Annotated in this window: 10 protein-coding genes and 1 pseudogene; 5 read left to right on the plus strand and 6 right to left on the minus strand. The window is 40.1% G+C overall.

Annotated elements, in window-relative coordinates:
* Positions 1 to 9: 9 nt before the first annotated feature.
* The 6 genes from WH214_RS03010 to WH214_RS03035 all read right to left on the minus strand — a co-directional run bounded on the left by WH214_RS03010 (position 10) and on the right by WH214_RS03035 (position 7965).
* Positions 10 to 2313: a fimbria/pilus outer membrane usher protein gene (locus WH214_RS03010; protein WP_114837677.1), complete on the minus strand. Its 2304-nt coding sequence runs from the start codon at positions 2311 to 2313 to the stop codon at positions 10 to 12.
* Positions 2314 to 2333: 20 nt separating this feature from the next.
* Entirely contained in the window at positions 2334 to 3038 is a 705-nt protein-coding gene (locus tag WH214_RS03015; protein ID WP_126035290.1) for a fimbrial biogenesis chaperone, read from the minus strand.
* Between the two features lie 73 nt (positions 3039 to 3111).
* Positions 3112 to 3624, minus strand: coding sequence for a hypothetical protein (locus WH214_RS03020; RefSeq protein ID WP_004983496.1), 513 nt, complete (start codon positions 3622 to 3624; stop codon positions 3112 to 3114).
* Between the two features lie 1003 nt (positions 3625 to 4627).
* Positions 4628 to 5644 carry a ketol-acid reductoisomerase gene (gene ilvC, locus WH214_RS03025; protein WP_004983494.1) on the minus strand — a complete coding sequence of 339 codons (1017 nt, stop codon included), beginning with the start codon at positions 5642 to 5644 and terminating at the stop codon, positions 4628 to 4630.
* A gap of 105 nt (positions 5645 to 5749) precedes the next feature.
* Positions 5750 to 6241 carry an acetolactate synthase small subunit gene (gene ilvN, locus WH214_RS03030; protein ID WP_004697653.1) on the minus strand — a complete coding sequence of 164 codons (492 nt, stop codon included), beginning with the start codon at positions 6239 to 6241 and terminating at the stop codon, positions 5750 to 5752.
* On the minus strand, positions 6238 to 7965 hold the full coding sequence (locus tag WH214_RS03035) for an acetolactate synthase 3 large subunit (RefSeq protein WP_339422160.1): 1728 nt from the start codon (positions 7963 to 7965) through the stop codon (positions 6238 to 6240). The genes ilvN and WH214_RS03035 overlap by 4 nt, the downstream gene beginning before the upstream one ends.
* Before the next feature lie 790 nt (positions 7966 to 8755).
* On the opposite strand from WH214_RS03035, the gene WH214_RS03040 reads away from it, so the two are divergent.
* From WH214_RS03040 to WH214_RS03060, 5 genes and pseudogenes are all read left to right on the plus strand, one after another.
* Positions 8756 to 9103: a DUF4124 domain-containing protein gene (locus WH214_RS03040; protein WP_445206346.1), complete on the plus strand. Its 348-nt coding sequence runs from the start codon at positions 8756 to 8758 to the stop codon at positions 9101 to 9103.
* 134 nt (positions 9104 to 9237) lie between these two features.
* Positions 9238 to 11859 (plus strand): annotated as a pseudogene (leuS, locus tag WH214_RS03045) (leucine--tRNA ligase).
* Between the two features lie 147 nt (positions 11860 to 12006).
* The gene (locus WH214_RS03050) at positions 12007 to 12516 is read left to right on the plus strand and encodes an LPS-assembly lipoprotein LptE (protein WP_005401714.1); all 510 of its coding nucleotides are present in this window, start codon (positions 12007 to 12009) and stop codon (positions 12514 to 12516) included.
* Between the two features lie 12 nt (positions 12517 to 12528).
* Positions 12529 to 13518: a DNA polymerase III subunit delta gene (holA, locus tag WH214_RS03055; RefSeq protein ID WP_005401715.1), complete on the plus strand. Its 990-nt coding sequence runs from the start codon at positions 12529 to 12531 to the stop codon at positions 13516 to 13518.
* A 115-nt stretch (positions 13519 to 13633) separates the two neighbouring features.
* Positions 13634 to 14968, plus strand: coding sequence for a MacA family efflux pump subunit (locus WH214_RS03060; RefSeq protein WP_339422157.1), 1335 nt, complete (start codon positions 13634 to 13636; stop codon positions 14966 to 14968).
* Positions 14969 to 14970 lie beyond the last annotated feature (2 nt).

Raw genomic sequence — 14970 nt, forward strand, 5'->3', positions numbered from 1 at the left:
CTACTCCATTTATTTACACTGAAGATCCAGTACTGATGAGTTGTCATCATTCTTAGTATCTGTAATTGTAAGTTCTGCCGAACAACTGCGTGCTTCTTTAGTTTTAATTTGTATCTTATATGTTCCCGGAATCAAACCATAAAGCGTTACGCTACCATCGGTAGAAATCGGATAAACCTCTCCTTCACCATTATTATCAATATAAAGCTCTGAACCAGCAGCAAAAGACCGATTGTTACTATCTACTGGCTTAACAGTGACTTGTTTCGCATGGAATACTGGGAAATTGATTATATAGCCGCGTTGATTTAAAGCTGTTAATTGTTTGCTTGAATACTGTATTTTATCTTCGATAGGTAGTTGATTTTGATCAAATGCAATGTCGTATTTAACATAAGGAATAACATCATGAATAAAGGCATACCCCTTTTTATTGGTTTTATCAACATAGGTCAGCGATCTTAAAATATCAATATCTTGGTAATCCCCTACTTTGACTAGAGTAAATGCATTATCAACCATTTTAGTAAAACTGATTTTATTACCCAACCAAACAACTGCTCCTCGATAATTTAACTGTGATTCACGATCTTCACGACCTTGCACATGATAGAAATCTAAATCTCCTACATCTGTTTTAACAACACCATTAAAGTTAAACATCGTGTCTTCACTACGACGGTTTACTCCAAGAGAATAATCGAAACCGACTTGATTGGAGTCATATTTCACTAACTGGAGGTTTGTATTTTGGTCAGCTGATTGACTAAAGTAAACGGACTTATTATCAAAACTGTAGCTAAGTGAAAGAATGCCGCCTGAGTCTTTCCTGTCACCAAAAGAGTTGAAATAGCTTAAACCAAATGAAATTCGACGACCAAAATTCCGATTAAACCCAACATTTATTACCTTTTGGTTACTATTAGGAAACTCAGGATTTTCATAGTATTTTTGTTCTGCATAGTTAATATTTAGATTATGTAAATAGGGCACATTACTCATACCAAAATATGCAAGATTTTCAAATTTCGGATAGTTAGAATTGGCACCTAACTCATCTCCTAAAAATTTAAAATCTTTTTCTGTATATTTTGAACTCGCCCCCATTGAAAATCGACCAAAGTCTTTACTTGCGGATAACCCATAGGAATAATTAAATTGGTTTTCATCATCATGAGAAGCAAGAACAACACTATCGAGAACAAAAATATTACTAATCGCTTGTGTCCACATGAACCCTATATTTTGTATATCTTTACTGTAAGATAAATTGCTTCCTAACGTAGTTGAGTTTGACATACCTCTGCGAAAATAAGTATTCACAAAGAAGTCCCTATAATCACTGCTATCCAAATTATAGTTGTAACGAAGTTTACCTGCTGCAACACTATATTCATTCAAACCAGATCGTAATAGTCTATTGGTCACCATAATAGGAAAGCTTTGTACACTTCGATTCCCGAGTACATCCTCAACTACAATTTGCGCATTACCTGCTTGTTGGATTTGTGCCCCCATCAGTAAGTTATAATCACCAGGGCTCACCTTTTGATTATAAATATTTACGCCATTTATATATAAATCAACAGTAGAAGGAACGCGTGCACTCCCTTGTAAACTTGGCATATTCCAGTACACAAAATTTGGTCTTTCAGTGTAATTCGTCCCCCAATTTAAACCTGCAAAACGTAAAGAATTAATCAAAGGGTTATATGTAGTTGTAGTATCCCCTATCGTTAAGCGGGTCATATGTTTAGGAAATTCAAAATCGACACTACTACTTAGGCGAACCACCCGCTCATCAGTGGGGGTATTCTGATACAACATAGAGTTTTTCATGATCCAATAATCTTTGAAAACCCCTAGCTCCATAAGTCCACTATATGAGTTATTAGAATTACTAGTTGCATAAAGAAAATCATAATTTATGAAACCACCAAAACTGGCTTTTTCTGGAATAACACTTCCATTTAAGTTATTAAAATCAGATTCAAAAGAGTCTGTAGGAATAGTCAATTTAATGGATTGTGATGTGTCATCAAACGCTGACTGAATTACTCCTGATGACACTGAACAAAACTCTGGCCGAGAGGAGAGCGTTTTTAATTGGCTTGTTGTAATTTGACGTTCTGCCAGTATATTACATTCAATATAGTATTGATCGCCTTCTTTTAATAAGGCAACATCCGTATGATGATCTAAATCATTAATCCATAAATTTGCAATATTTTCTTCCAGCACAGCTTCACTGGCATTCACATTTAGTGCAAAAAAAATATGAATAACGATAAGTATTCTTATTTTCGTATTCATCGTAAACTCCCCACCTCAGACTAATCCGAGAATTTGAGTTCCACCATTTTATCGTTCTTATCAGTAAACAATTGAACATAATAATTTTTAGGATTTGATATTCGTGTATTGTTTAAATCATAGGACGTGCTTTTATTTGCAAGCAAATAACTCATAGTCTCCGTTTTAAAAACTTCTTTTTTATTAGCATCGACAATCTTCAAATTTGCAATTTGAATATGGGAATTCGCGTTATTTTTAACAACGAGTTTATTATTTTCTACATTAAATTTGAGTTTAACATCTTCTTGCTTTCCAACAAAGAGTGGCAAGTTAAAACTTACAAGAAAATTCACAGATGACTCTTTCACTGCCTGCGGAATCTCATCAACCATCACACGCCATGTCCCTTCTTGCTGTCCACTTAAAATAGACTCAATGGGACGGTTAAAGCCCACACGAATAGTCTGTTTACCATTCGGCTGCAAAATAAAGTTTTTAGGATTAATAATTAAGGAGTTATCAGGCTCCAGTACGTTTTCGCCATTTTCTTTTTGCGTCCACTTAAATGCTTTTACTTCAAAAATTCTCTTCTCAGTTTCATCTTTAGATTCTAAGGTAAGTGTTGTGGTTCTTTGTTTTGTTGGATTTTGAATATACATTTGGACTGGATCAACTGAAACACCAGCATTTGATACCGACATATAAAACATCGAAGACACCAAAATCGCTATTATTTTTTTCATGTTACACCGCCTTATTATAATTTATATAAAAAACCTAACCTGATGCTGTGATCAAGTTAGGTTTAGTAAAAAATTAGTAATAGACTTTGATACGATAAGTATCAGTATATGTACCCGCACGTTGGAATGCACCAACTGCTGCATTAGTTACCGAAACAGAATATTGATCGTCAGCTAGACCATTATGATTTGAATTACCGAATGGAATTACACCGCCACCTGTTTTATTTGTAACAATTGTTGTTGGTACACGAACACTGCCATCGTCCTCATGTTTAACATAAGTACTTGCACTTGTACCTGTGTTCGCTGTTTGAATGTTAAGTGTATAGTGCGTATTACTACGTACAGTGTAATTTGAACTTTGTGTTCCACCATTTTTATTCAGCGTAATGGCACTACCGCCAAGCACTTCACATTTTTTAGGGATTTCTAATTTAATAGGAATATCTTTTTCACAACCTAGAGAAGTACAGTTCCCCCAGTTATAACTAGGGCGTGATGCTGTATCATCCTCTGCATAAAGGGCTGTAGAACCTGCACCTAATAGTGTTGCAACTAGTGATGCTTGAAGTATTTTATTCATAGCTACTCTCCGAGATTTTTCTTTTAAACCTGATTAATTGTTATGATCACCCTTAATCAAAACTGGACCTTGCTTGGCTACCAAGCTTTTCTTAAGTGTGTTTTTATTCTAGTTATTCTGTATAAAAAACCACCTATGTAGCCTTTTTCACTCAAATAAAGAACCAACGTTAAAACCCCAGTAAAGTGAAATTAAGATTTTGTTTTTATTTCTATTTTAGTTATTAATTAATTTTATGAATCCCTAAAAACAGTTACACCACTTTCAGTGATGCACAATTTTAGTGCTTTTTTATATTTTAAATAGATCTCTGTTTTATATTAGAAATTCACTTTTACATTTCATTACATCTTCAGTTGAATAATTTCTTAAATCGCTAAAAAATTCATTTTTCATCTTTTTTTAACTTTACATTTCCATCAATTTTTCAATTCAGGTCGATCATCTTGCTAAAATCCAAAGTTTATTCACATGCTATTTACCCAGTTTTAGGGATTGAATAACATGACTAAAATCACATAATCAAGCCTTAAATTTACATGACCTACTATTTTAGAAATCTAAATCTCACACTAAAAACTCAAACGTAAGCATAAGTACACTTTTTGAGAGTTGCATTTATTGCAATAAAGCCCATGGATATGTTATTAATCCAATAGTTTTTTGAAAATATATGCTACCCATGTATCTAGCACTGAAATGGAATTCTCGTTGACTCCATCTAACCATCTTGAACACGGGTAAGATCAACTTATAGCTGTGTACCGATAGCCATATCATGGCCCTATTTATACTCACATCTTTTTAATTAATAACTTTGCCCTACATAAAAAATGATAGTAGATCAATAAAAAAACCCTGCCGAGGCAGGGTTTTAGTACTTAAAATCAGCTAGATTAGAAACTTAGTTCTTTTTTATCTACAATTTTGTTTGCTTGAATCCAAGGTACGAAAAAAATGGGAAAGCATTGCTTTCCCATTTTTAAAGGCACGTAACGTAACCTTAGTTCTTCTCTTTATCTACGATCTTATTTGCTTGAATCCAAGGCATCATCGCACGCAACTTACCACCTGTTACTTCAATGCCATGCGCTGCGTTTTGACGACGACGAGCAGTCATTGATGGGTAGTTCAACGCACCTTCGTTAATGAACATCTTCGCGTATTCACCAGATTGGATACGTTTAAGTGCATTGCGCATCGCTTCACGAGACTGTTCATTGATTACTTCAACGCCAGTTACATATTCGCCATATTCAGCGTTGTTAGACACTGAATAGTTCATGTCCGCGATACCGCCTTCAAACATCAAGTCAACGATTAACTTAAGTTCGTGTAAGCATTCGAAGTAAGCCATTTCAGGTGCATAACCTGCTTCTACCAAAGTTTCGAAGCCCATTTTCACAAGTTCTACCGCACCACCACAAAGAACTGCTTGCTCACCAAATAAGTCAGTTTCAGTTTCTTCACGGAATGAAGTCTCGATAATACCTGTACGACCACCACCTACACCTGAAGCATAAGAAAGTGCTAGGTTACGTGCATTACCAGACGCATCTTGATGAATCGCGATTAAGTCAGGAACACCTGAACCACGTTGGTATTCAGAACGTACAGTATGACCTGGTGCTTTTGGTGCAACCATGATTACGTCAAGGTCTGCACGTGGAACAACTTGGTTATAAAGAACAGAGAAACCATGAGCAAATGCTAATGTTGCACCTTCTTTGATGTTTGGTTCAATCACATCACGATAAAGTTGTGATTGGAACTCATCTGGAGTCAAGATCATGACAACGTCAGCTTGAGCAACTGCAGCAGGAACTTCAGCAACTTTAAGACCTGAATTTTCAGCTTTTTTCCAAGAAGTAGAACCAGCGCGTAGACCTACAGTTACGTCTACACCAGAATCTTTAAGGTTAAGCGCGTGCGCGTGACCTTGTGAACCGTAACCAATGATCGCTACTTTCTTAGATTGGATGATAGATAAGTCGCAGTCTTTATCGTAAAAAATTTGCATTGCTGTCTCCGCTAAAATGCTTGGTATTCTGTAATTCCATCAAGGGGTTTATTGTTTGATGAAATCCTCCTTTTTCTCAAAAGGAGGTTGAATCGTGTTAAATAATTAAATGGTTAAAACTTTTTCGCCGCGCGCGATGCCTGAAACACCAGAGCGTACAACTTCAAGAATGGTGTTCTCTGCTAATGCATCAATAAAACCATCAATTTTTTCAGTCGTACCTGCGATTTGAATGGTATAGGTCGTTGGAGTGACATCAACAATTTGCGCACGGAAAATGTCCGCAGTTCGTTTGATTTCAGCACGTGCCGAGCCAAGTGATTTGACTTTAATCAACATCAACTCACGCTCAATATGCGCACCTTCAGACAGATCAACCACTTTCACCACTTCAACCAATTTGTTGAGCTGTTTGGTGATTTGTTCAATTTTATGGTCATCGCCATAAGTCGTTAACGTCAAACGAGATAAGGTCGGATCTTCGGTTGGTGCAACATTTAAAGTCTCAATGTTATAACCACGTTGAGAAAATAAACCCACCAAACGAGAAAGCGCACCAGCTTCGTTTTCTACAAGTACAGAGATAATGTGTCTCATGACGTGCGCTCCCCTTTACCTAACCACATATCTTGCATTGACTGACCTGCAATAAGCATTGGATAAACATGCTCTGTACGGTCAACCATCACATTAATAAATACGCATTTATCGTTGATCGCCATTGCTTCAGCAAGCTTCGACTCTAGCTCATCCGCATGGTCAATTTGGATGCCAACATGACCATATGCTTCCATTAATTTAGGGAAGTCAGGCAATGAATCGATATAAGAACTTGAGTGACGTCCTTCATAGTTCATATCTTGCCACTGCTTCACCATCCCTAGAGCTTGGTTATTCAAGCAGAGGATTTTTACGTTTAGACCATATTGCTTACACGTCGAAAGCTCTTGGATGCACATCTGAATCGATGCTTCACCCGTGATACACACCACTTGTTGATCAGGGAAAGCCAATTTCGCCGCCATCGCATAGGGTAAACCTACACCCATGGTGCCGAGGCCACCTGAGTTAATCCATTGGCGTGGACGTTTATACTTATAATAGTTCGCACCAAACATTTGATGCTGACCTACGTCAGAAGTAATGATCGCATCACCATTGGTGATTTTATCCAACGCTTCCACCACTTGTTGTGGTTTCATTACCCCATTTGCACCTGACTCATAACGCATGCCGTGAACTTTACGCCATTCATTAATTTGCGCCCACCAAGCAGCCATGTCTTCAGGATTTGGTTTAGACACATTCATTTGTTTCAACTGTGTCAACATTTCTTGAAGGACAGGTTCTACCGCACCCACGATCGGGATATGCGCCATGATGGTTTTTGAAATCGTCGCAGGGTCGATATCAATATGAATCACTTTGGCATTTGGACAGAATTTTGCTGGATTATTGGTTACACGGTCATCGAAACGCGCACCGATACACAAAATCACATCAGCATTGTGCATGGTCATATTCGCTTCATAGGTACCATGCATACCCAACATGCCAATAAACTGCGGATCATTGCCTGGAAATGCACCAAGCCCCATCAAGGTATTGGTTACTGGGAAGCCCAAAATGTGCGCCAGTTCAGTTAGGTGTGCAGAAGCATTCCCTTGAACCACGCCACCGCCTGAATAAATCACAGGACGTTTAGCGTGAATCAGCTCTTCAATCGCTTTACGAATTTGACCTGAGTGACCACGATGCGGCGGTTGATACGAACGCATCTTCACTTTTTCTGGGTATTCGTAAGCAAATTTCTCAGCAGGATTGGTTGCATCTTTTGGAATATCGACCACAACTGGACCCGGACGGCCTGAAGCAGCAATATAAAATGCCTTCTTAATAATCGAAGGAATTTCGCTGGCATGGCGCACTTGGAAACTATGTTTTACGATCGGACGAGAAATACCGACCATATCTGTTTCTTGGAATGCATCTTCACCAATTAAATGTGACGCAACCTGACCTGACAAAATCACCATTGGGATTGAGTCCATATAAGCCGTTGCAATTGGAGTCACAGTATTGGTTGCACCCGGACCTGAAGTCACGAGGACCACACCCGTCTTACCTGTTACACGTGAGTAAGCATCTGCCATATGGCCAGCAGCTTGTTCATGGCGCACGAGGTAATGATTGATTTTGTCTTGTTGAAAGAACGCGTCGTAGATATGTAAAACTGCGCCGCCTGGGTATCCAAATACATGTTCAACGCCTTCGTCCGCCAATGCGCGAACGAGCATTTCACCACCAGATAAAAGTTCCAACGTGATTCACCCTAATCTTTATCACTGCAATGGTGGAAGGCACCAGCAGTGTTTCATTCATTGATTGTCTGCACTGTTATAGCACACATATTTCTTAGTTTTCATAGCAATAGGAAAAAATTCTGATCTGTATGCTGTTTGAGCAATATGAGATCTAAAACGTGTTGGGATAAACACATTTTTTTACTTTGTTCACGGTCTCGGCTAGAAAGCGTGTCCATTGCATGAAATGACACTTTATCGAAGGGTGATCGAGTAAAGGCATATAAAACTAAAGACAGCATTTTTAGGAGTTTCGTGACTAAAGTCAAGTTTAAAAATTAGCTTTTTTTTGTTTATTTACAGAGCGTTTGTTTTTTATTCATCGCGAACAAAGAAAACTGAGTCGCTTTTTCTTAGTTTTTTAGTGCAAAAACAAATAGATTTCTATTTCACTGAATTTATTAATAAAAAAACATAATAAAACCCATAAATAAGTTTAATAAGATATTCACTAAAATTTAAATCCAACATCTATCTCAGGTTTTTTCATTTTTAAGTGTAGATCAGCATTTGTTCATCAGGTTTTAGCATAACCTTCTTATTTTCATACTGTGCCATAACGCATATTTCACGCATTAAACTGAGGATTTGACCTGCAAAATATTTCAAAAACACAGATGAAAAAATGCATCAAACAATGCTTATTGCTCTAAAATTGGCATAAAATAACGACAACGATAAACCCGATAAAATCCAATGATTACGGATATAAAAAGGACAATGGTAGATGAGTATTCAGTTTGCAAAAATGGCAGCATGTTTGGTGGGGATGGGGCTTGCAATGGGAAGTACACAAAGCTTTGCCAAGACGTATTATAAGTGGGTCGATAATCAAGGCTCGACACATTACACCACGACACCTCCACCCAAAACAGCAAAGAAAAAAGGCAAAGTCGATACCTATGGTTGGAAAAATTCGCCACAAGCTGCGTCATCGGAAGCACCTCCACCTGCCAATATGCCAAATACCGTACCAGCTCCCTCCAATGCTGTACCAAGCGCTGCCCCAGCAGCACCAGCAGTTGATTTAGAAAATCAACGACGTGAAGCGAATGAAGCACTTCAACAAGGACAACAAGTCCGCCCTGCGGTTTAATCATTCCGTACGGTTCCAGATTTATTTTCTGCTTCTTTAATTTCCTGCACAAAACATAGCGCAAAATTCACTTTTATGTGCATTTTGCGCTATGCTGTGCAACAAACTTTTTAACCATTGTTCTACATACGTATATGACTACTCACATTGACCCTTAATATCAAGCGAGCGCTATTGAACCTACCGTCCAACACGACTGGGAAGCTCGTAAAGCCTTTAAAGTTGCCGACTCTGTAGAAGGTCCACGTCGTTATATCCTCTCGATGTTCCCTTATCCAAGTGGCAAACTGCATATGGGTCATGTGCGTAACTACACGATTGGCGATGTGATCAGCCGTTTCCACCGTCTCAAAGGGGAAACTGTCTTGCAACCTATGGGTTGGGATGCTTTTGGTTTACCTGCTGAAAATGCTGCAATTGCACACCAAGTTGCACCTGCAAAATGGACCTTTGAAAACATCGCATACATGCGTGACCAATTAAAAAAATTAGGTCTATCAGTCGATTGGGATCGTGAATTTGCGACTTGTACCCCTGAATACTACCGCTGGGAACAGTGGTTGTTCGTGCAACTTTATAAAAAAGGCCTTATTTACCGTAAACTTTCAACAGTAAACTGGGATCCTGTGGATCAGACTGTACTTGCTAATGAACAAGTTGAAAATGGTCGTGGCTGGCGTTCAGGTGCATTGGTTGAAAAACGTGATATTCCAATGTATTACTTCCGCATTACCGACTATGCACAAGAATTATTAGACGATTTAGATACCTTAAAAGACGGTTGGCCACAACAAGTCTTGACCATGCAACGTAACTGGATTGGTCGCTCACAAGGAATGGATATCACCTTCCCTTCAGCGAATCCTGACGTGTATGCAGAAGGTTTAACGGTATTTACGACACGTGCTGACACCTTAATGGGAGTGACTTATGTTGCTGTTGCTGCTGAGCATCCAATGGCACTTAAAGCTGCAGAAAATAATGCTGAACTTAAAGCATTTATTGAAGAATGCCGTATGGGTTCAGTAGCAGAAGCTGACCTTGCCACTGCTGAAAAGAAAGGGATGGCAACAGGTCTGTCTCTGAAGCATCCTGTCACTGGTGAAGAAATTCCTGTTTGGATTGCCAACTACGTGTTGATGTCTTATGGTTCTGGCGCAGTGATGGCTGTACCTGCACACGACGAACGTGATTTTGAATTTGCCAATAAATATGGCTTAACCATCAAACAAGTGATTGATGCTCAAGGTGCAGACGATGCAGACTTTGATGCTGCACAATGGCAAGAATGGTACGGCTCTAAAGACGGTAAATTGGTCAATTCAGCAGAGTTTGATGGCTTAGACTTCCAAGCTGCTTATGATGCGTTCCTTGCGAAATTAGAACCAACAACTCTTGCAAGTACGAAAGTTCAGTTCCGTTTACGTGACTGGGGTGTATCGCGTCAGCGTTATTGGGGTTGCCCAATTCCAATGATCAACTGTGAAAAATGTGGTCAGGTTCCTGTCCCTGAAGAGCAACTTCCAGTGGTCTTACCAACTGATGTCGTACCTGATGGCTCGGGTAACCCATTGAACAAGATGCCTGAGTTCTATCAAACCACTTGCCCAAGCTGTGGTGGCGAAGCACGTCGTGAAACCGATACTTTAGATACCTTTGTAGAGTCATCTTGGTACTATGCACGTTATGCATCTCCTGATTTTACTGATGGTTTAGTTAAGCCTGAAGCTGCTCAAACATGGCTTCCTGTAAACCAATACATCGGTGGTGTTGAACACGCGATTCTGCACTTACTTTATGCACGCTTCTTCCACAAGTTAATGCGTGATGAAGGTGTAGTGCAAGGCAATGAACCATTTACCAACCTGTTAACTCAAGGTATGGTTTTGGCAGACACTTATTACCGTGAAGCTGAATCAGGCAAAAAAACTTGGTTTAACCCTGCGGATATCGACCTCGAACGTGATGAAAAAGGTCGTATTCTGTCTGCGAAATACCAAGGTGATGGTCAGGACGTAATTGTTGGCGGCCAAGAGAAAATGTCGAAATCGAAAAATAACGGTATCGACCCACAAGCCATTATTGATCAGTACGGTGCAGATACTGCACGTGTGTTTATGATGTTTGCAGCGCCACCAGATCAATCTCTTGAATGGTCTGATGCAGGTGTGGAAGGCGCAAACCGTTTCTTGAAACGTGTATGGCGTTTGGTTGCAAGCTTCCTTGAAAAAGGCAATGCAGCCTCTGCAATTGATACTGCTCAACTGTCTACAGAAGCACAAGACTTACGTCGTAAAACGCATGAAACCATCCAAAAAGTGGGTGATGACATCGAACGCCGCCATGCCTTTAACACGGCCATTGCAGCGATGATGGAACTGTTAAATGCGAACAACAAGTTTGAAGCGAAAAATGATAATGATGTTGCGGTTGCTCGCGAATCGATTACAACGCTTTTAACTTTACTTGCGCCATTTGCACCACATTTAAGCCAAACTTTATTGGCTGAATTTGGACTGGACTTAACCAGCGTGTTGTTCCCAACTGTGGACGCATCTGCCCTCACACGCAATACGCAAACGATTGTGGTTCAAGTGAATGGCAAACTGCGTGGCAAATTAGAAGTGTCTGTCGATACATCGAAAGATGAATTGCTTGCACTGGCTAAAGCATTGCCAGAAGTTCAACAATTCTTGACGGGTCAAACCAAGAAAGAAATTGTGGTGCCAAATAAATTAGTGAATTTGGTGGTTTAAGGCCTTTAAGCCTCCCTTTTATAAAGGGAGAAATGAAAAGGAATAAACAATTCCCAAACAAAGCCCGTTGCCAGTCAACGGGCTTTGCACATACAATCACGACATATTATTTTTCTTTTATCAAAAAGAGCAAACAGAGGACAACACATGCATTTAGGCAAACGTTTGGCAGCTATTGTTTTAACTTGTGGCCTAAGTGCTGGCTTGGTCGGGTGTGGCTTTCATTTAAAAGGCACCAATCCAAGCGCAACACCGATTGCTTATTCAAAAATGAATTTGGTGCTTCCGAAGAACACCGATGAATTGCATGAAAAATTGGCAATTTATTTGGGTGCGTCGGGTGTACAGCTGAGCAATGGTTCAGATGCCTATGTGCTTCGCGTGCTAGATTATAAACCGCAGCGTTTAGAGCTGAACGGTAAACTGATTGAAGTATTACTACGCCTCAATGTAACCTTCCGTATTGAAGACGCACAAGGCCGTCCAATCACTGAACCACGCACCGTAGTTGCATCACGTAGTTATCAATACAACGTTGAAACCGTCAATACCGATGACCAAGAGAAAAACTATTTGAATCAAGTCATTGTGGATGATGTCGCACAACAAATTGTGCGTCAAATTTCATCGAACCGTCTACCACCTGCACAGCAGTAAGGTTTATTAACAATGAAACTTGACTATCTGCAAGCCCTAAAACGTGTCGACGAAGCTCGAGGCGCGTGGATTATGCAAGGTCAAGAACCATTACTTGAACAAAACTTACTGGATGCATTTCGAGCAAGTTGGCAAAAGCAAGAGATTGAACGACAACGGCATGACATCAGCAATGTCAATGACTGGAAAAATGTCTTTAATGCGCTCAATAGCTTGTCCTTATTTTCAAGCCAGCTTGCCATTGAAGTTCATGGCAATATTAAGCCCGATGCCAACGCTTTAAAGTTGCTAAAAAGCTATATCCAAAGCAATGAACAGAACTTGCTTTTGGTGGTGATGCCAAAACAGGACAGCGCCAGCCTAAAAACGGGCTTTTTCCAAACGGTTGAAGCCAATGGAGTGCATGTTGCCCTGACCGCAAATTATCCGCGTGACCGTCAGCAGATTTTAAGCATTGAAGCAGATAAGCTTGGAGTTAAACTGAGTCAGGATGCATGGCAGTGGTTAGAACAACACCATGAACACAACTTACTTGCAGCTAAAAATAGCTTAATGCGTGTTAGCGATACCTTTGCTGAGGTTGAGCTGATTCAAATTGATCATTTACATGCCTGCTTACAAGATCAGTCCCGCTATAGTACTTTCGATTTGAGTGATGCTCTACTCGAAGGCAATCTGGCGCAATCGATTAAAATTTACCAATACCTGATTGCCTCAGGTGAACCCCTCAGTCTGATTTTGTGGAGCATCAGCAAAGAAATGCGTTTACTCATGCAACTGTTTGAGCAACCGCAAAATGCACTGCAACTGGGGATTTGGAAGAATAAAGTCAGCGTCTATCAACACGCCTTACGTCGACTCAACCCACAGTGCTTTTTAACGTGGCCCAGTCTCCTGCTTCGCATTGATGCTTCGATTAAAGGTTTGGGGCATGAAAATGCTGAACATGTCGTGATGCAAGCCATTGCAACGCTGTGTGGAAAGTCACTCTTTCCCGCTTAAATTACCGCAACGAGTCTTTTAAAAATAATAATCATTTCTATTTGTTCAAAAAATTCACGATTTATCCGTATTTCGCTTTTATACTATCTGCAATTCTGTTTACTCCCTGATTCCAATGCAAAAAATAAAAGCTGTCAAAATGGTTATCGCGGTACTGTGTGTTGCCGTACTTGCTTATGTCGCGTGGACATATTTCAAACCAAAACAAGAACAACCACAATATATTAGCGAATCGGTCACTCGTGGTGATCTTGAAAATACGGTATTGGCGACAGGTACTTTAGATGCAACCAAACTGGTGAGTGTCGGCGCACAGGTCTCAGGTCAAGTACAGAAAATGTATGTGCAACTGGGCGATGAAGTTAAACAAGGTCAATTGATTGCGCAAATTGATTCAACCACCCAAGAAAACAGCTTCAAAACAGCAGAAGCTAACATTAAAAATTTGCAAGCGCAGCGTCTACAACAAGAAGCGAATCTTAATGAAGCGCAACTGGCATATAAACGTCAACAGCAAATGTATGCACAAGATGCTACATCAAAAGCAGAATTAGAATCGGCTGAGGCCAGCTATAAAACAGCGCAAGCACAGATTAAAGCGATTGATGCACAGATTGAATCTGCAAAGGTGACTAAGTCGACCGCACAAACCAATATCGGTTATACCCGCATTGTGGCACCTACTGATGGTACCGTGGTGGCGATCGTGACTGAGGAAGGTCAAACTGTAAACGCCAATCAAAGTGCCCCGACCATTGTTAAAATTGCAAAATTACAAAACATGACCATTAAAGCGCAGGTCAGTGAAGCGGACATCATGAAAGTTGAAAAAGGCCAACAGGTGTATTTCACCACTTTAGGTGATGACAGCAAGCGTTATGCTAGCCTACGTCAAGTTGAACCTGCACCAGACTCGATTACCGATGAAAGTACCACCAGCACATCAACCAGCACTGCAATTTACTACAATGCGCTGTTTGATGTACCCAACCATGATGGCAAGCTACGTATTGATATGACCGCACAAGTCTACATCGTGCTCGATTCTGCAAAAAATGCGTTATTAGTCCCTTCTTCTGCGATTTCCACTCGTCCTGCAAATGCAAAGCGTAACAGCAGTTCAAATATGCAAGCTGCTTCATCTACACAAACCAAATCGGACTCAGACCGACCTCAAGGTCCACGTCTTGAACGTCTGAATTTAAATGCAGCACAACAACAATTGGTTAAAGAAGGCAAAGCTACGCTGAGCGTGGTTCGTGTCTTACAAGCGGACGGCTCAGCTCAACCAAAACAAATTCTGGTGGGGATCAATAACCGCGTCAATGCACAAGTGCTTGCAGGCTTAAAAGAAGGCGATCAAGTAGTGATTGCAGACAGTTCAGAGAACTCTGCGGCTTCTGCCAATAGCAGCAACCGCCGTCGTAACAGTCCACCAATGGGAATGTAAGC

The organism is Acinetobacter sp. MYb191 (genome assembly GCF_037572605.1).
Taxonomy (GTDB): Bacteria; Pseudomonadota; Gammaproteobacteria; order Pseudomonadales; family Moraxellaceae; genus Acinetobacter; species Acinetobacter johnsonii.

Bases quoted from the DNA above. Each gene is read 5' to 3' on its own strand.
- WH214_RS03010 (WP_114837677.1), bottom strand. From the start codon at position 2,313: ATGAATACGAAAATAAGAATACTTATCGTTATTCATATTTTTTTTGCA.
- WH214_RS03015 (WP_126035290.1), bottom strand. From the start codon at position 3,038: ATGAAAAAAATAATAGCGATTTTGGTGTCTTCGATGTTTTATATGTCG.
- WH214_RS03020 (WP_004983496.1), bottom strand. From the start codon at position 3,624: ATGAATAAAATACTTCAAGCATCACTAGTTGCAACACTATTAGGTGCA.
- ilvC (WP_004983494.1), bottom strand. From the start codon at position 5,644: ATGCAAATTTTTTACGATAAAGACTGCGACTTATCTATCATCCAATCT.
- ilvN (WP_004697653.1), bottom strand. From the start codon at position 6,241: ATGAGACACATTATCTCTGTACTTGTAGAAAACGAAGCTGGTGCGCTT.
- WH214_RS03040 (WP_445206346.1), top strand. From the start codon at position 8,756: ATGGCAGCATGTTTGGTGGGGATGGGGCTTGCAATGGGAAGTACACAA.
- WH214_RS03050 (WP_005401714.1), top strand. From the start codon at position 12,007: ATGCATTTAGGCAAACGTTTGGCAGCTATTGTTTTAACTTGTGGCCTA.
- holA (WP_005401715.1), top strand. From the start codon at position 12,529: ATGAAACTTGACTATCTGCAAGCCCTAAAACGTGTCGACGAAGCTCGA.
- WH214_RS03060 (WP_339422157.1), top strand. From the start codon at position 13,634: ATGCAAAAAATAAAAGCTGTCAAAATGGTTATCGCGGTACTGTGTGTT.